General features: G+C 48.3%; 16 protein-coding genes. 13 read left to right on the top strand and 3 right to left on the bottom strand.

The window, feature by feature from the left end; all coding sequences use genetic code 11:
• Nucleotides 1-19: 19 nt before the first annotated feature.
• Nucleotides 20-1,015: a DUF5105 domain-containing protein gene (locus ACWJJX_RS15175; protein ID WP_014304282.1), complete on the bottom strand. Its 996-nt coding sequence runs from the start codon at nt 1,013-1,015 to the stop codon at nt 20-22.
• A gap of 128 nt (nt 1,016-1,143) precedes the next feature.
• Between ACWJJX_RS15175 and ACWJJX_RS15180 the strand changes: the two genes are divergently transcribed.
• Nucleotides 1,144-2,544 (top strand): YcdB/YcdC domain-containing protein, encoded by a 1,401-nt coding sequence (locus ACWJJX_RS15180; protein ID WP_454023093.1) that lies wholly within the window; start codon nt 1,144-1,146, stop codon nt 2,542-2,544.
• 200 nt (nt 2,545-2,744) lie between these two features.
• Nucleotides 2,745-4,103: a YcdB/YcdC domain-containing protein gene (locus ACWJJX_RS15185; RefSeq protein WP_069013089.1), complete on the top strand. Its 1,359-nt coding sequence runs from the start codon at nt 2,745-2,747 to the stop codon at nt 4,101-4,103.
• Here ACWJJX_RS15185 and ACWJJX_RS15190 read toward each other — a convergent pair.
• Complete coding sequence (locus ACWJJX_RS15190) at nt 4,100-4,603, bottom strand: M15 family metallopeptidase (protein WP_060563028.1); 504 nt, start codon at nt 4,601-4,603, stop codon at nt 4,100-4,102. The genes ACWJJX_RS15185 and ACWJJX_RS15190 overlap by 4 nt on opposite strands.
• Before the next feature lie 109 nt (nt 4,604-4,712).
• Here ACWJJX_RS15190 and ACWJJX_RS15195 point away from each other — a divergent pair, with 109 nt between their 5' ends.
• From ACWJJX_RS15195 to ACWJJX_RS15220, 6 genes are all read left to right on the top strand, one after another.
• Entirely contained in the window at nt 4,713-5,834 is a 1,122-nt protein-coding gene (locus tag ACWJJX_RS15195; RefSeq protein ID WP_003156660.1) for a response regulator aspartate phosphatase, read from the top strand.
• Between the two features lie 115 nt (nt 5,835-5,949).
• Complete coding sequence (locus ACWJJX_RS15200; RefSeq protein WP_454023094.1) at nt 5,950-6,729, top strand: glucose 1-dehydrogenase; 780 nt, start codon at nt 5,950-5,952, stop codon at nt 6,727-6,729.
• Between the two features lie 82 nt (nt 6,730-6,811).
• The gene (locus ACWJJX_RS15205) at nt 6,812-8,491 is read left to right on the top strand and encodes a glycoside hydrolase family 13 protein (protein WP_208558007.1); all 1,680 of its coding nucleotides are present in this window, start codon (nt 6,812-6,814) and stop codon (nt 8,489-8,491) included.
• A gap of 190 nt (nt 8,492-8,681) precedes the next feature.
• Nucleotides 8,682-9,641: a metal ABC transporter substrate-binding protein gene (locus tag ACWJJX_RS15210; protein ID WP_003156656.1), complete on the top strand. Its 960-nt coding sequence runs from the start codon at nt 8,682-8,684 to the stop codon at nt 9,639-9,641.
• Nucleotides 9,642-9,695: 54 nt separating this feature from the next.
• Nucleotides 9,696-10,391, top strand: coding sequence for a metal ABC transporter ATP-binding protein (locus ACWJJX_RS15215; protein WP_003156655.1), 696 nt, complete (start codon nt 9,696-9,698; stop codon nt 10,389-10,391).
• The gene (locus ACWJJX_RS15220) at nt 10,349-11,188 is read left to right on the top strand and encodes a metal ABC transporter permease (protein ID WP_003156653.1); all 840 of its coding nucleotides are present in this window, start codon (nt 10,349-10,351) and stop codon (nt 11,186-11,188) included. The genes ACWJJX_RS15215 and ACWJJX_RS15220 overlap by 43 nt, the downstream gene beginning before the upstream one ends.
• Nucleotides 11,189-11,232: 44 nt before the next feature.
• Here the strand turns inward: ACWJJX_RS15220 and ACWJJX_RS15225 are convergent, their stop codons facing one another.
• Nucleotides 11,233-12,228 (bottom strand): LLM class flavin-dependent oxidoreductase, encoded by a 996-nt coding sequence (locus tag ACWJJX_RS15225; protein ID WP_454023095.1) that lies wholly within the window; start codon nt 12,226-12,228, stop codon nt 11,233-11,235.
• Nucleotides 12,229-12,503: 275 nt separating this feature from the next.
• On the opposite strand from ACWJJX_RS15225, the gene ACWJJX_RS15230 reads away from it, so the two are divergent.
• The 5 genes from ACWJJX_RS15230 to ACWJJX_RS15250 all read left to right on the top strand — a co-directional run bounded on the left by ACWJJX_RS15230 (nt 12,504) and on the right by ACWJJX_RS15250 (nt 16,824).
• Nucleotides 12,504-13,100: a TerD family protein gene (locus ACWJJX_RS15230; RefSeq protein ID WP_077721758.1), complete on the top strand. Its 597-nt coding sequence runs from the start codon at nt 12,504-12,506 to the stop codon at nt 13,098-13,100.
• Nucleotides 13,101-13,123: 23 nt separating this feature from the next.
• Nucleotides 13,124-13,705, top strand: coding sequence for a TerD family protein (locus ACWJJX_RS15235; RefSeq protein ID WP_003156648.1), 582 nt, complete (start codon nt 13,124-13,126; stop codon nt 13,703-13,705).
• A 33-nt stretch (nt 13,706-13,738) separates the two neighbouring features.
• Nucleotides 13,739-14,317 carry a TerD family protein gene (locus ACWJJX_RS15240; protein ID WP_003156645.1) on the top strand — a complete coding sequence of 193 codons (579 nt, stop codon included), beginning with the start codon at nt 13,739-13,741 and terminating at the stop codon, nt 14,315-14,317.
• Between the two features lie 38 nt (nt 14,318-14,355).
• Nucleotides 14,356-15,129: a TerC family protein gene (locus ACWJJX_RS15245; protein WP_003156644.1), complete on the top strand. Its 774-nt coding sequence runs from the start codon at nt 14,356-14,358 to the stop codon at nt 15,127-15,129.
• A 72-nt stretch (nt 15,130-15,201) separates the two neighbouring features.
• Nucleotides 15,202-16,824 (top strand): YceG family protein, encoded by a 1,623-nt coding sequence (locus ACWJJX_RS15250; RefSeq protein ID WP_454023096.1) that lies wholly within the window; start codon nt 15,202-15,204, stop codon nt 16,822-16,824.
• Nucleotides 16,825-16,826 lie beyond the last annotated feature (2 nt).

Consider the following 16,826-nt stretch of genomic DNA (forward strand, 5'->3'; position numbering starts at 1 on the left):
GCTATTTCCTTTCTTGCTGTCAGGACGTTTTTAAAAACGCTTCTGTCAATCCTTCCAGATCGGCGTCTGTATCCAGATACCACTGGCCGCGGGCGTTTTTCTTCATCTCGATTTCTCTTGTTACGGAAGAAGAAGCCGGTTTCAGGCGCATAAACTCTTCCGGATAGACAGAAAGCAGGTGGCTGACAATTTCGTTTTCATCAGCATCGGGGTGCTTTCCGGCATAGTCTTGCACGCGGTCTTGCAGCTGGCCCGCGAGCGGAGACATATCAAGCGGCGTCACTTTTGCTTCAAGGACGGCTTTTTTGCCTGACATGGATTTGGTATGCACCTTGAGCTCTGTGTTATCCCGAAGCGCTGATGACATGGCGTCAATAATAGCGGAAATGGCTTTTGAATCCGCCTGTTCTTGTGAAATGCCTGCAGAAGCGATAAAGCTGGCTTTCGCCGATTCCTGATATGCGGCGGCCGTCATTTTTTCATTTACACCGGTCAGGCGGGTGAAATCTTTATTGTGCTTGCCGTACAGCATCACATCAATGTATGCGGATAATGCGTCCGCCGGGTCAGGTTTTGCGTTTGAGGCTGTGCCTTTGACTTTCAGTTTATAAGATAAAGGCTTCGCGTCTTTTGCCTGCGGCTGATATACCAATTCATATGATTTGCCTTCGTCAGCCGTGAAGTACAGATTGCCCGTCACTGTCTTGCCCGCATGAAGCGTGCCGCTCTGCATCTGGTCATCCTTATCGGCCGCCGCTGTTTTCGCGTCATCCTGATAAAGCGAGAAGTCGCTGCTTTTGACGGTAAGCGGGTCTTTGCCCGTATTTTTGACGGTGACCGTTACTTTCAGCGCGGCCGGATGTTCAGTATCGTCTGAAGCGGCCCATGCCGTCTCTTTTATTTTCACTTTCGCCGTGCTGCTTTCCTGGCCGCCGCTCGTTTCGCTGCTGCATGCGGCGGTAAATGCCGTGAGAAGCAGTATGAAAAACACGGCGCTCATTTTTTTGATGGACATCTGGTTTACCCCCTGTTGTTATAATGATTAATTCAATAGTCATGAAGACAGACAGGTTAATTATACTAGTTTTGTATAAAAGAGTCTTGGTAATCATCAATCTTTTTGGAAGAAAAGGAAGTGTTATGATGAAAAAAGAAGAATTGAAACAGCTGGCTCTCCGGATCGGTAACGTACCTGCCCGCTACGAGAGTAATGTGGAAGAATACCAGGAAGATGAGGTTTTGTTTTGGTGGGAAGATAAGAATGATCCGGAAGCCGGCATCATGGTCGAATTGGACCGGGACGGAAAACTGAAATCCTTATCCCGTCCGGCTTTCCGGACTGATCTGCCGGCTCTTTCGGAATCGGACATAGAAGAACGGATGCGGGCGTTTGTAGAAACCCATCGTCCGGGGGCATTGGCTGAGTTCGAATTGGAGAAAAAAAGCTCCGCAAATGATGGTGATGTGAGATATTCCTATGTTCAGATGGCTGACGGTCTGCCGCTTCCGCTGACCGGGTTTTACGCCGACCTGTCTTTGACAGGGGAAGTAACCGGCTTTTCTTACCATGGGAAGGCTGATAATCTCTTAAGACCCGGAACAATTGCGGACAAGCGGGAAGCATTGGCTCACTTTATCAAACATATTGAAGCGGAGCTGTTGTTCACCGTACTGCATCAGTCCGTCTATGTGCAGGGGGATGACAAGCCTCATCTCGTCTATGAAATCGTGTCTCCGACGCGGCCGATATCGGCTGACCTGAAGGAAGAGAATGCAGAAATAGACGAATATGAAGGGCTGGAAGACGGCATGCTGCCGTATGTCCCGATTTCACGCCCTGCACCTGAAGCGGAAAAGATGAGCATCAATGACATGATCGGGCTGCACGACGGTTTTTATAAAGAGAGGGAAAGCGATCTTGGGGACGGACGCATCGGCATTGCCTGGCGTCCTGAAAAAACAAAATCCGTACGGAAAGATAAAAGCTTAGAAAGTCTGTTTAAAGAACGGAATGAACATGTATTGAAAACAATGCATGATAAAGAATCGGGCCGGCTCGCCGGAGTGATGTCATTTATACATAGTGAAGGCGAACCGGAGTTTTCCGAGGAAGAATGCCATCACATGGCCATCCGCTTTTTGTTCGCCATGTTTCCGGAAGCGGATCAGTATTTCCGGGTTCAATATGATGAGCCGGATGATGAAGGAGAAAACGTGGGACTTACATATAAGGCTTGTTCGGGCGGCGTTGATTTGCGATTCGGAGAGGGGAGAATCTGTGTCAGCAAAAAGACGGGTCTTGTCACTGTATATATGCCGCCGGAAATTGATCCGAAAGAGCTCGAGGAAATCGATCCCGTTCCTTCATTGACAATGGAAGAGGCGAAGGACGCGATCCGCCGGGCCATCAAAGCCGAGCTCGCTTGGGATCGTTGTTACGAAGACGGCAGCTGCGGAAAAGTGTACAGGCTCGTATATAAGCCGGTTTTCCCGCGGTTTATTGAGGCTCATACGGGAGAAGTGATCACGAGTTTAATAGGCTGAAGGTCATGGGCGTTCATCCCGGGTCTTTCATGGGAAATGTGACTTTTGTATGGGAAACGGCCGCTCTGAATACGGCTCTTTTCCCTCTTTGCTAAAAATAGACACATAAAAGGCACTTTCTTCCCTTTAAAAGGATAAGGACGTTTTTATATAATTAAAAACAGTTCTTTTTTATACACTCTTCTGAAAGGATGACCCCATTGCTGAAAGAACATCTGAGAAAAAAAGCGCTGGAGATCGGGAACATACCGCCGCACTATGAGCTTGAAATAGAAGATTATGATGAAAAACAAAAAACGAGAGCCTATTATATATGGAAAGATCGTAACCATCCGGATAAAACGGTAACGATTGAGCTGGGCGACGACGGATCTTTGCTTACCTATTCACGCAACGACTGTCCGGGTTCAGACATGCAGCTGTCAGACGCCGAATTAAAGCTGACGGCTCTTCGGTTTGCGGCGAGACACCGCCCGCTTACTTTTATGAATTTCATCTTTCAGGCGAGGGAAGAACGCAATGGGTGCATCCGATTTATCTATACAAAAAAAGTGCTCGGCCGGCCGCTTCCCGATTCAGGTTTTTTCGTTGATGTAACCAGGAGCGGCTTCGTCGTGCAGTTTATCTATTACGGGGATAAGGGTGAAGCGCCCGTCCCGGAAACATTCGTCGATCGGGAAAAAGTCGTCTCGCATTATATGAGTGTGCTGACATTCAGTCTCGTCTATGATGTGGTCAATTTTGAGAAAATACCGCGTCTCGTCTATGAACCGATTCTGCCGGCTTACAGCTATCCGGCCGGTGAAGATGATATCGTGCCGGATCAGCAGCTTTGCGAAGACAGGAATGAGCCGGCAAAACCGCTTCCCGCGTTTGAACATAAACGGGAAATCAGCCTGGATGAATTAATGGGGTTTACCTCGGATATGGTTCAGACGCGCCGGCGCGATCTCGGGGATGAGATCGGAACGACATGGCGGAAAGGGTCGGTTCCGGAACGGAAAGATTTGAGTATCGAAAGCTATTTTGAAACCAGCAACAAAAATACAATGAAGATGAAAACGGACAAAAAGACAGGGAAAATGACAGCCTTTAAATCTTTTATTGAGCATCAGGGCCCGGCCTTTTATTCTGCGGAAGAGTGTGAGACCATCGCGCTTCAATTTTTATACAAGCTTTATCCGAGAGCGGACGAGTTTTTTAAAATGAACCCGCTGAAAACGGACGGAAGGGGCAGGTTCCGCTTCCATTTTTCCGTATGGCATCAGGATATTCCGCTGAGGTTCGGCGCTGCGAGAATACTTGTCAGTCCCGTAACGGGGCTTGTGGAAGCTTACATGGCGCCTGACATTGACCCGGAGCAGCTGGAGAAGATCAATCCGGTGCCGGCCGTTACTCCCGAAGAAGCAAAGGCCGCTTTTTTATCCGATTTCCATTTGCGGCTGGAGTGGCAGCGCGATTTTACGCCGTCCGGCAATGAAGGATATAAGCTTGTGTACAGGCCTGTCTATCCTCCGTACATTGATGCGCAAAAGCGAAAAAAGAAAAGGTTTTATTAGCCAGGGATCATTTGTAAATGAGGATAATCTTTAAAGCCTCTCCAATCGCCTCCCCAATCAAAACCGAGCGTTTTGGCAATCGATACGACCTCAAGCCAATCGGGCGTGCCGTTTCGGTTTCCGTCGTACGTCATATCCCAAATCAGGCTTCCATCCTTTTTTTGCAGGGCGAAGTCGATCGCAAGGCCGTAATTGTGGTAAGATTCCCCGCCTTTTGCGTAGGTGACGATATTTCCTTTTTTTGAACGTCCTTGACGGTACAATTCGTTTTGTTCCTCAATTGATCTGAAACCCTCTGTAATAACGACGGTGATGCCTTTTTTCAGAGCGGCCGTCTGCAATAGCTCCGCATTCTGTTTCACGAGCGGATGAAGAGCGCTTGGAATGGCTCTATCTTGTAATGCCGTCTGCGGCCTCAGTTCTTTCTGCACATAGGAAAAACATAGGTCTGCGGAAAAGAAGAGGATCAAAAGCAGCGCAATTCTGACTGGTAGTTTCATGGTGAATTCTCTCTTTCTTTAATTGATTAAAATCTTTGTTTGCTCACTGCCATAAATTTGCTATGATAAAATATAACATAATTAGTAGCCGGAGGAAGGAGGCAAATCTATGAAATCCAAGATTCCATCTGAAGAAGTGGCCGTTAAGATGAATGAATGGTATAAGCTGATCCGCGCGTTTGAAGCCGATAAAGCTGAAGCGCTGAAGCGGGAGATTCAATATGAACTCGAAGATATGGAAGAAAATCAGGATTTATTGTTGTATTTTTCATTGATGGAATTTAGGCACCGCATCATGCTGGATAAATTAAAACCCATGAAAGACGGCGACTGCCAGCCTCCGTTCTCTGAAATGCTCACTGAGATTGAGATGAACCAGCAAAAGCTGACCGGCTTACTGGAATATTATTTTTACTATTTCAGAGGAATGTATGAATTTAAGCAGAAAAACTTCATCTCAGCGATTTCTCATTATAAGCGGGCTGAGGAAAAGCTTGAATATGTGGAAGATGACATAGAGAAAGCCGAGTTTCTGTATAAAATTTCTGAGGTGTACTATCATATCAAGCAGACTTTCTTTTCGATGAATTACGCGGGGCAGGCGCTTGATATTTACAAGAAATATGAATTATACGGAATGAGAAGGGTGCAGTGCAAATTTATCATTGCCGGAAATCTGATGGACGCCCAGCAGCATAAAAAAGCGCTGGAATACCTCGAATGCGCCTTGGAGCACGCGGAGCGGCTTGATGATCAATATATGATTGCTGCGGCCTATTATAATATCGGGCACTGTATGTACAGTCTGGGTGACTTTTGCAAGGCGGCGGAGGATTTTGAACGGGCGGCTGCCGGATTTGAAGCACACAGCTTCCGGCAGGTCATCCAGGCTGTTTTTTCACTCACGCATATCTACTTTAAAACGGAAAAATACAGTGAAGCCGCCGCCAGCTGCGCGCGGGGCATGAGAAGCGCGGCGGAGTGGGAAGATGAGATCTATATGACAAAATTCCGTCTGATTAAAGAGCTTTATCAGGGGGAAGGCGGACAGGATTCGCTCAAAGAGTATTTTGACATCCTGGAATCAAAAGAGCTGTTGGCTGACACAGAGGAACTGCTTCAGGACGCGGCTCATTTCTTTCATAAACGGGAGAACTACAAAGCGGCATCTTATTTTTTCAGCAGGCTTGTCGGCGTGCAAAAAAGGCTGCAAATGAACAACTACGCATAATGAAAAAAAGAACGAGGGAGCTTCGGTTTCATCGTTCTTTTTATGATTCCTTTTGTTTTCAGCCGATTAAAACCGGGTACATGCTCTGTATTAACATCAGGGAGGAAATGAGACAATGTATCAGGATTTACAGGGAAAAACAACGATTGTAACAGGTTCTTCGAAAGGAATCGGAAAAGCCATTGCCGAACGCTTCGGCAAGGAGCGGATGAATGTGGTTGTGAACTACCTCGGTGATTCCGCCGGAGCGGAAGAAGCGGCGGACATCATTGAGAAAGCGGGAGGCAGAGCCGTCACCGTAAAAGCCGATGTATCCTCAGAAGAAGGGATTCAGGCGCTGTTTAATGCCGCGCAGGAGCATTTCGGGGGCGTGGACGTGATGGTCAACAATTCCGGCTTTAACGGAGCCGAAGCGATGCCCCATGAAATGAGCCTGGAGGATTGGCAAAGGGTCATCGACGTCAACGTGACCGGCACCTTTTTGGGGGCGAAAGCGGCACTGAAACATATGCTCGAGCACGGCAAAAAAGGAACGGTCTTAAACATATCGAGCGTTCATCAGCAAATACCGCGTCCTGAAAACGTGCAGTACTCGGCATCCAAAGGCGGGATCAAAATGATGACGGAAACGATGGCGCTCAATTACGCAGACAAAGGCATCCGGGTGAATGCCATCGCTCCCGGCACGATCGCCACGGAGTCCAATAAGGATCTGGAAGATGAAACACATAAACAGGCCCAGCTGAAAAAAATTCCGATGAACGCCTTCGGAAAACCGGAAGAAGTCGCCGCGGCCGCCGCATGGATGGTGTCGGAAGAAGCGAGTTACGTAACCGGAACGACACTTTTCGTAGACGGAGGCATGACGCTTTATCCGTCCCAGCTGGAAAGATAAAAGAGGAGGGGAAACCTTCTCTTTTTTGTTTAGAGAAGGGTCATAAAGGAAATGGTTCTCTAAAAAACAGGAGGGCCGCAAGATGGCGAATGACTGGTGGAAAGACGCCGTTGTCTATCAAATCTATCCGCGAAGCTTCCAAGATACGAACGGCGACGGCATAGGCGACCTGCGGGGGATTATCGCGCGTCTCGATTATATAAAAGAGCTTGGCGCCGATGTGATATGGATCTGCCCGATTTACCCGTCGCCAAACGTCGATAACGGCTACGATGTGACGGATCATCAAGCGATTATGGAATCATACGGAACGATGGAGGACTTTCACGATCTGCTTACAGAATGCCGCAGCCGCGGATTAAAGCTTGTGATGGACTTCGTTTTAAATCATACATCCACGGAGCATCCTTGGTTCAAAGAGGCGGAAATGAATCCGGACAGCAAATACCGCGATTATTATATTTGGCGGCCGGGCACCGCGGAGGGCCCGCCGACCGATTGGGTGTCGGATTACGGACAATCCGTCTGGCAGTACGAAGAACATACGGGCGAATATTACCTGCATATGAACGCCGTTAAACAAGCCGATCTGAATTGGGAAAATCCCGAGGTTCGGCAATCAGTATACGAGATGATGAGATTTTGGCTCGATAAAGGCGTGGACGGATTGCGAATAGACCAGCTTCATCTTCTGTCAAAAAAAGAATACTTGCCGCCATATGAAGATTACATCGCCCGCCGGGCAGATCCGAAGCCTTTCCGGCCAAACGGAGCACGGATACATGATTACTTAAAAGAAATGACGAAAGAGGTATTTTCCAAATATGACGTGATGTCGGTCGGCGAGGCCGGATCAGTGACGCCTGAGGAGGGGCTGGTTTACACGGGAACCGATGAGCATGAACTGAATATGATTTTTCATTTTCAGCATATGGAGCTTGATCAAAAGCCGGGCCAAGAGCATTGGGATGTAAAACCGCTTGAGCTGTCCGATTTGAAGAAAGTGCTCACAGACTGGCAGGAAAAACTGGAACATCAGGGCTGGAATACGCTGTATTGGTGCAATCATGACCAGCCCCGGATCGTATCCCGCTTCGGAGACGAAGGCAAATACCGAAAGGCATCTGCCAAAATGCTTGCCGCCCTGCTTTATTTCATGAAAGGCACGCCGTACATTTATCAGGGAGAAGAACTCGGCATGACAAACGCCCCGTTTGACAGAATAGAGGATTATCAAGATATTCAGACCGTCAATATGTATCATAAAAGGGTATTTGAAATGGGCCGCAACAGGGAAGAAGTCATGGCGTCCATTATGGCGAAAAGCCGGGACCATGCCCGTACACCGATGCAGTGGGACGGCAGCAAGAATGCCGGATTTACGGAGGGCGAACCGTGGCTGAAGGTCAATCCCAATTACAAAACCGTCAATGCGGCCGAGGCTCAGGATGATCCCGATTCTATATTGAACTTTTACAAAAAACTGATCCGCCTGCGAAAACAGTATGCTGATATCATAAAAGGCAGCTACACGCTGCTGTTTCCCGATGACCCGCAGCTGTTTGTGTATGAAAGACAGGCAAACGGACAAAAAATCATATCCATCAGCAACGTATCGAAAGAAGAAGCCGCCTTTTATTGGCCGGACGGCTCCGAATCTGAAAGGGCCGAGCTGCTTCTCAGCAACTATGAAAATAACGGCGGCGCGGAATCCTGCATCACGTTCCGCCCTTACGAAACAAGAGTTTATCTGCTTGCCTGATATGTGTGTGATACGACGCCCCCCGTCCATACATGGCGGGGGCTTTTTAGGTAAATCGGTTATCAATTTAGAAAAAAATTACTTGCAAAACGTAATTACTTCGTTTTATTATGGTATAGGTAACAAATGAACGAGAAAGTACGCTTTGGAAATCGTCATCATTCTGATTTACAGAACAGGGGGAAACGGCTTGTTTAAAAAATGGAGCGGAATCATTGTCATTGCGGCATGCTTTTTAATCGCGGCGGGCTGCGGCAATTCATCTTCAAAAGGTTCGTCAGGTTCTTCGAAAAGCGGCAAACTGCACGTCGTGACGACCTTTTATCCTATGTACGAATTCACGAAACAAATTGTCAAAGACAAAGGCGATGTAGACATTCTCATCCCGTCTTCGGTCGAACCCCATGATTGGGAGCCGACGCCGAAGGATATCGCCGGCATTCAAAACGCCGATCTTTTCGTATACAACAGCGAATATATGGAGACATGGGTTCCTTCAGCGGAAAAAAGCATGAGCTCTGATCATGCGAAGTTTGTAAAGGCGTCGAAAGGAATTGACTTGCTCGAAGGTTCGGATGAAGAGGAAGAGGAACATGGACACGGCGGTCATGACCACAGCCGCAGCATGGACCCTCACGTGTGGCTCAGCCCGGTTCTTGCGCAAAAAGAGGTCAAAACCATTACGGCGCAGATCGTAAAACAGGACCCGAAGAATAAAGCATACTATGAGAAAAATAGTAAAGAATATATTGCAAAACTGCAGGATCTTGATAAACTATACCGTACAACATTAAATAAAGCGTCGAAAAAAGAATTGATCACACAGCACGCGGCATTCAGCTATCTCGCCAAAGAATACGGCTTAAAACAAGTCGCGATTGCAGGCCTTTCTCCTGAAGAAGAGCCGAGTGCGGCCAAACTGGCGGATCTCAAAACGTTTGCCAAAAAGCATGATGTGAAGATCATCTATTTTGAAGAAGTTGCATCGCCTAAAGTTGCAGATACACTTGCCGGTGAAATCGGCGCGAAAACGGAAGTGCTCAATACACTGGAAGGTTTAAGCCAAAAAGAACGGGATAAAGGCATCGGTTATATCGACATTATGGAGAAAAACCTTGATGCACTGAAAGATTCGCTATTGGTTAAATAACATAGTGTGCGCCGCGGGGTGCACACTATTTCTATGCGGGAAAGGAAGGTCAGCATGAATCTCGTTACATTACAGGATATCGTTTTTGGTTATTCGCATACACCCGTGCTTGACGGCGTGTCGCTGGAAATCAAAAGCGGCGAATTCGTCGGCATTACAGGACCGAACGGCGCGTCAAAATCGACGCTGATGAAAGTCATGCTCGGCATGCTCAGACCTTGGGAAGGAACGGCCGAGATCAGTAAAAAAAACGCTGCCGGAAAACGCCTGACAATCGGCTATGTTCCGCAGCAGATTTCTTCATTTAACGCAGGATTCCCAAGCACAGTTCTGGAGCTTGTGCAATCAGGCCGTTATACGAAAGGAAAATGGTTTAAACGATTGAACGAAACGGATCACCACGAGGTGGAAAACGCGCTGAAGATGGTGGAAATGTGGGATTTCCGCCACCGGAAAATCGGCGATTTATCCGGCGGACAGAAGCAGAAAATCTGCATTGCGAGAATGCTTGCAAGCAATCCGGATCTGCTGATGCTTGATGAACCGACAACCGCGGTTGACTATGAAAGCAGACAGGGTTTCTACGAATTTATGCACCATCAGGTGAAAAATCACAACCGCACTGTCGTCATGGTGACACACGAACAAAACGAAGTACAGCAGTATCTGGATAAAGTCATACGGCTTGAGAGGGGGGAAAAAGGCGGATGGAAATGTTTGACTTGGAATTCATGCGACGAGCTTTTCTAGCGGGAAGCATGATCGGAATTATGGCGCCGATATTAGGCGTATATCTCGTGCTGAGAAGACAGGCGCTGATGGCGGATACGCTGTCTCATATTTCATTGTCGGGCGTGGCCATCGGTTTTTTTCTCAGTACCAATATTACGGCGGCGAGCATCGTTGTCGTCACGATCGGAGCGATCGGCATCGAATATATGCGGCGGGCATACCGTACATATTCAGAGGTATCCATCGCAATCTTAATGGCGGCCGGGCTGTCGTTTGCGATGTTTCTGATCAGCCTGTCAAAAGGCGGCGCGTCGATGAGCATCGATCAATATTTATTTGGATCGCTTGTCACGGTCAGCCAGCAGCAGGTCTATATTATCGGAGGCATTACCCTGCTGATTCTGCTTTATTTCATTATATTAAACAGACCGCTCTATCTGCTTACCTTTGACGAGGCGACGGCGAAGACATCAGGCATTAACACAAATCTCCTGTCAATGTCATTCAGCATCGTGACGGGGCTGGCGATTTCGGTCATTATTCCGATTATCGGCGTGCTGCTTGTTTCCGCGCTCCTCGTACTGCCCGCGGCTTTTGCAATCCGTATCGCCAAAGGGTTTAAATGGGTGTTTGCGGCGGCCATTATTATTTCTCTTTTCAGTGTGTTCATGGGGCTGACGTCTTCGTACCAGCTCGGAACGCCTCCGGGGCCGTCAATCACTTTACTGCTAATCATTCTGCTTCTGCTTGGCTTTATGCTGCAGGGGATTTGGAATGCGTTTAAAAAAGGAAAAGAACGAAAAAACCGCCGTTAAGCGGTGCAGCAGTCTCATCTGCTGCTCCGTTTGACGGCTTTTTTTTACAGAAATATATCAGCAAGTCGCTCATATGACTCTTTTTTCGCTTCGAAATCAAAGACGTTGCACAGCACCATCATCTCTTTTGTCTGATAACGTTCGGAAAGTTCAAGCAGACGGCGTTTCACTGCGGCAGGTGAGCCGATCACCATCCGCTTCCTGTTTTCTTCTATCTGTTTACGGTCCTCCGGCGAATACGGATAAGCCTTCGCTTCTTCCACACTCGGCACGCGGCTGTCGGCGCCTTTTCCGACACGAAGAAGCCATAAATCCTGGCTTAAGGCGAGTTCTTCCGCTTTCTCATCCGTAGCTGCGCATATGACGAAAATGGCACAGAGCGAGGCGGGAGCGGAAAAATGGGCGGAAGCCCGGAAATGGTCCCGATAGATCTGAAAGGCTTTTTCCCCGCGTTCCGGATTAATGAAATGGCCGAAGACATAGCCCGCACCTTGAAGAGCGGCGCGTCTGGCGCTGTTTTCCCCGAGGCCGAGCACCCAAAGCTGCGGGGCTGTTTCAATCAAGGGCGCTGTTTTTATTCCGGCATAAGCATAGTCCGAGGGAACCGAATCTGTCAGAAAGGATGATAAATCCTGAAGCTGCCTGTTAAACTCGGTCATGCTTTTCTTTACCCCGTCTGTGAGGGCGAGCCGGATTTTCGTCGTGCCTCCCGGTGAGCGTCCGACCCCAAGGTCAATCCGGTTCGGATGCAGCGCCTCAAGCTGACGGAAAGTTTCCGCGACTTTATAGGGGCTGTACTGCGGCAGCAGCACGCCGCCTGATCCGACACGGATGGATGTTGTGGCTGCGGCGGTATGAGCGATCATAATTTCCGGCGAAACGCTTGCGAGCCCTCTTGTGCCGTGATGCTCGGCAAACCAGTACCGCTTATAGCCCCAACCTTCGCTGAGGCGGGCGAGCTCCGCTGAACGGCGGAGCGTCTCGTGCGGCCCGTTTCCTTTGGATACGGGCGCCTGATCAAGTATGCTTAAATCAATCACTCGTCTGCCCCTTTCCTGACATGTATTGATACAAGGATAGGAAAAATGTTCAGTCCCCGTCAATTTCTTTGTTTTCTCTATTCTCTCCGGAACGAAGGAGAATATAGGAAGTAATTTTTCGCCGTTTTTCGCCAAAAATTCTTATGTTTTATGAAACTTTGATATAATAAAAGACGTATATCTTAATAAACACCGGGATTCTTGTCCCGGAATTTAGTAAAAATGCGCACTTGCGGCGTGCTTAGCGGCACCCTTACAGAATAGGAGTGAATCATATGGCGATCTCTTTACAAAAAGGACAGCGGATTGATTTAACAAAAGGAAAAGCCGGCCTGTCAAAACTGCTGGTCGGACTCGGTTGGGACCCTGTATCATCCGGCGGCTTTTTCGGAAAGCTGTTCGGCGGAGGCGGTGCCAATATCGACTGTGACGCTTCCGTACTGATGCTTGAAAATGATAAAATGACAGACAGCAAAAACGTCATCTATTTCGGCAATCTGAAAAGCCGGTGCAGCGGTGTCGTACATACGGGTGACAACCTGACGGGTGAAGGCGACGGCGATGATGAACAAATTCTCATCGATTTGGCGAAAGTGCCCGCTCAGATTAATAAACTTGTGTTTGTCGTCAATATTTACGACTGCGTCAGACGAAAACAGGACTTCGGCATGATTCAAAACGCGTTCATCCGCGTCGTTGATCAGGCTAATCGCGAAGAACTGGTGACGTACAATTTAAGAGATAACTATTCAGGCAGAACGAGCCTGATCGCGGCTGAAATCTACCGCGAGGACGGCGAGTGGAAATTCGCCGCGGTAGGAGAAGGCACAAACGATACAAAAATCGGCGATATCGTTAACCGATACGCCTAAACGATAAAAAGGAGAGTGCACACATGGCAATTTCATTGGCAAAAGGACAAAAAGTAGATTTGACTAAAACAAATCCGGGTCTTTCTAAAGTCGTTGTCGGCCTTGGCTGGGATACAAACAAATACGACGGCGGACATGATTTTGATTTAGATTCCAGCGTCTTTCTATTAAATGAAGCAGGAAGATGCGCGTCGCCCGATGATTTTATTTTCTATAATCAGCTTGAAGGCGGAAACGGCTCTGTCGCACATTCAGGCGACAACCTGACAGGCCAGGGCGAGGGTGATGACGAAAGCGTAAGGGTCAACCTGAGCGCGGTGCCTGCCGCTATTGACAAAATTTCATTCGTCATCACGATTCATGAAGCGGAAGCGCGCGGCCAAAACTTCGGACAAGTTTCCAACGCGTTCGTGCGCATTGTCAATGAAGAGACAAATGAAGAGCTGATCCGCTACGATCTGGCTGAAGATTTCTCAATTGAAACAGCCATTATCGCAGGAGAGCTTTACAGACATAACGGCGAATGGAAATTTTCCGCGATCGGCTCAGGCTATCAAGGCGGACTGGCCCGTATTGCGACAGATTACGGCCTGCAAATCGGCTAAAACCATATCAAGCACAGAAGGGAGAGACGGCACATGGCTATTCAATTGGCGAAAGGACAGCGTGTTGATCTGACAAAAACGAACCCCGGTCTTACAAAAGCGGTGATCGGCTTAGGCTGGGATACGAACAAGTACTCCGGAGGGCATGACTTTGACCTTGACGCGTCGGCTTTTCTTGTCGATGCCCATGACAACTGTGTTAATGATCTTGATTTTGTTTTCTACAATAACCTGGAACACCCGAGCGGGGGCGTCATCCATACGGGAGACAACCGGACGGGCGAGGGAGAGGGCGACGATGAACAAATTATCGTCGACTTCTCAAAAATACCCGCAAATATTGAAAAGATCGGCATCACCGTCACGATTCATGATGCGGAAGCGCGCGGCCAAAATTTCGGACAAGTTTCGAACGCGTTCGTGCGCGTCGTCGATGAAAACAGCCAGAATGAACTGCTTCGTTTCGATTTAGGGGAAGACTTCTCGATTGAAACGGCGGTTGTCGTTTGTGAGCTTTACCGCCATGGGGCTGAGTGGAAGTTTAATGCCATCGGCAGCGGGTTTTCCGGCGGTCTGGCATCACTTTGCCGGAATTACGGCTTGCAGGTGTAAGCAGGAAATTACCGTTTTACTAAATAGGAGGAAAAAACTTGGATTTTCTACATCATATTATGTCGACCTACGCTTCCTTTTTTGATTGGAAAATGTGGGGTGAGGTGCTGACTGACCCTGTATCATGGGGGCTGATCGGTTCCTTGGTTCTGCTGGAAGGGCTGCTGTCGGCCGACAATGCGTTAGTGCTTGCGGTTATGGTAAGGCATCTGCCTGAAAAACAACGGAAGAAAGCATTAACATACGGATTGTTCGGGGCATATATTTTCCGTTTTATCTTTATCGGAATCGGGATGCTGCTCATTAAGTTCTGGTGGATCAAAGTGCTTGGCGCGCTGTACCTGGCTTGGCTCGTCATTAAGCATTTCTGGATCGGAGAAGGTGATGACGATACGGAAGGCATGAAGAAAAATTCATGGATGGTCCGTACGTTCGGAATTTTCTGGGCCACTGTCGTTTCAGTTGAGTTAATGGATCTGGCCTTCTCTGTTGACAGCATTTTAGCCGCGTTTGCGGTATCGGAAAAAGTGTGGGTGCTCTTGATCGGCGGTATGCTAGGCATTCTCATGATGCGTACAGTCGCAAAAGTATTCCTTGTGTTAATTGATAAAATCCCTGAACTTGAAAACACGGCTTTTGTGCTGATCGGGATTATCGCCGTGAAAATGGCGGCGAGCGCCTTTGATTATGAAATGCCGCACGTGGTGTTCTTCGGAATCATCATCGCTGCGTTTGTGGTGACGTTTATTATCCACTATTTCAACAAACAAAAGCAGGTTCAGGAGCAGACGGCTGCATCTAAAGAAGAATAAAACAAAAAAGGAGGGAGAGTTCATTTCCTTCCTTTTTTGTACCGATTATCATGAAGAGAAAGGAGGAAAATGATGAAGCAGGAGGAATTGGTGATCCGAAAGGCCGAGCCGGAAAATGATGACTGGGAAACGTTTCTGATGCGGCCGCTGCCGGAACGTCCCGGTTACGAGCGGGAAAACGGGCTGGCGTTTACCCGGCTTGCCGTCCGGATTTTGGGCACTCCTTATGATGAGACGGAGTATTACAGTAAGCTTTTCGAGCTGTCTTCTCATGAAAACATCCATGTGTTGAGCGAGACGCTGGATAAGACCATCGCGCCGGAAACGTTTCAGGCGCTGCAGCACATCCATTCGGTCAATCAAAAAGAGAAAGGGCTTTCGGTTTCCAGGTTTGTCGCGTTTCTCGATGGGGGCAGGCTGCTTGCCAAACACGCCGATCCGCTTATGCACCGCCGGCTGAGGACCGCGTTTATGACGCTTTTGGAAACCTTTGCGGACCGGCATGAAAACGGGCTGAATCATCCCGATTTCCGGCGTGTGCTCTTGGATGTGTCAAAGTTTTCGCTGAACCACCTGAATCCATGGCTCGAACAAGCCGATATAGAGCGTGAGATGCCGAAGGTGGTGTGGTATGGAGACGCGACCAAAAGCCAGCTCTATTTTCTCTATTATCTCATGCTGATCGGCTGTGATGTCCTATTGTTTCATCCGGCTGCGGAAGATCCGTTCAGCTTGATTGATCCGGATGAGGAGCTCAGCTTTGTGATAAAGCTCCCCGCAACAGGCGGTCTTGAGCCTTTTCCGAAAGAAAAGCCGGACAGAACGTCCACGACGGCCTACCGGTCAACGAAAGAAATTGAGCATGTGCTGAACCATGAGGAATCCATGATGTATAAGCCTTGGCAGTTCAGGGAGCACACCCCGCAGTCCGTGACCTTAAAAACGACATATGATGAGTTATTTCTCATTGCGAAGGAGCGGGCGTTTATCCGGCCGCAATTTAAAGCGGACAGGGAGCGGGTGGCCGTTCCGAACCTTTTTGCGAAAGTGATGGGGGTTTCCAAAGATACGAAAGAATATTGGAACAGACTTCATACCGCCGCGGACTATCAGGAGACACACATGATCCGCAGTTTTCCGTTTACGGAAGAGCTGAAAGCCAACTACCAGTATCACTACAGTCAGGTTTTAAATGAAAAAGGAGAGATTGACGCGGACAGGCTGAAAAGAAGCAACATCTGGCAGTACAAGCATCTGCCTTCAGGTGTGCAGAGCGCCATCGCCAATGTGATTTCTGACATGTGCAGAAACCCAGGGCTGAAGGCTTTGCCCGGGGAGCAGTCAAGGGATGCCGCAATCTATTTGTTCCGCCACGCGACGAATCTGCCCGCTTCGCTGCTGCAATTGATTCAGACGTTTGATTACGCCCAAACCGTTCCGAAACTCGTTTTATATCATACGGAACAAAATGGCGAACTCACACGTTCTGATGCCGCCGCTCTTTTGTTTTTAAATAAATTCGGCGTCGATATCATCTTGTATAATCCGCCGGGCCATCAGGACATTGAGCATTATATTGAAGAAAGCCAATTTGATGTCCATTGGCTGGAGGACATGGTGTTCCGGCAGGAATATAAGGAGCCGTCACTCGTAAGAAAGCTGTTTAGAACCATTACGCAAAAGCAGGGAGAGTAAAT

The organism is Bacillus sp. YH3-2-B2 (assembly GCF_053663335.1).

What these genes read in the sequence shown, in the direction of transcription:
- ACWJJX_RS15250 (WP_454023096.1), top strand. Translation starts at nt 15,202, where the DNA reads ATGAAGCAGGAGGAATTGGTGATCCGAAAGGCCGAGCCGGAAAATGAT.
- ACWJJX_RS15230 (WP_077721758.1), top strand. Translation starts at nt 12,504, where the DNA reads ATGGCGATCTCTTTACAAAAAGGACAGCGGATTGATTTAACAAAAGGA.
- ACWJJX_RS15180 (WP_454023093.1), top strand. Translation starts at nt 1,144, where the DNA reads ATGAAAAAAGAAGAATTGAAACAGCTGGCTCTCCGGATCGGTAACGTA.
- ACWJJX_RS15215 (WP_003156655.1), top strand. Translation starts at nt 9,696, where the DNA reads ATGAATCTCGTTACATTACAGGATATCGTTTTTGGTTATTCGCATACA.
- ACWJJX_RS15220 (WP_003156653.1), top strand. Translation starts at nt 10,349, where the DNA reads ATGGAAATGTTTGACTTGGAATTCATGCGACGAGCTTTTCTAGCGGGA.
- ACWJJX_RS15240 (WP_003156645.1), top strand. Translation starts at nt 13,739, where the DNA reads ATGGCTATTCAATTGGCGAAAGGACAGCGTGTTGATCTGACAAAAACG.
- ACWJJX_RS15205 (WP_208558007.1), top strand. Translation starts at nt 6,812, where the DNA reads ATGGCGAATGACTGGTGGAAAGACGCCGTTGTCTATCAAATCTATCCG.
- ACWJJX_RS15190 (WP_060563028.1), bottom strand. Translation starts at nt 4,603, where the DNA reads ATGAAACTACCAGTCAGAATTGCGCTGCTTTTGATCCTCTTCTTTTCC.
- ACWJJX_RS15200 (WP_454023094.1), top strand. Translation starts at nt 5,950, where the DNA reads ATGTATCAGGATTTACAGGGAAAAACAACGATTGTAACAGGTTCTTCG.
- ACWJJX_RS15195 (WP_003156660.1), top strand. Translation starts at nt 4,713, where the DNA reads ATGAAATCCAAGATTCCATCTGAAGAAGTGGCCGTTAAGATGAATGAA.
- ACWJJX_RS15175 (WP_014304282.1), bottom strand. Translation starts at nt 1,015, where the DNA reads ATGTCCATCAAAAAAATGAGCGCCGTGTTTTTCATACTGCTTCTCACG.
- ACWJJX_RS15235 (WP_003156648.1), top strand. Translation starts at nt 13,124, where the DNA reads ATGGCAATTTCATTGGCAAAAGGACAAAAAGTAGATTTGACTAAAACA.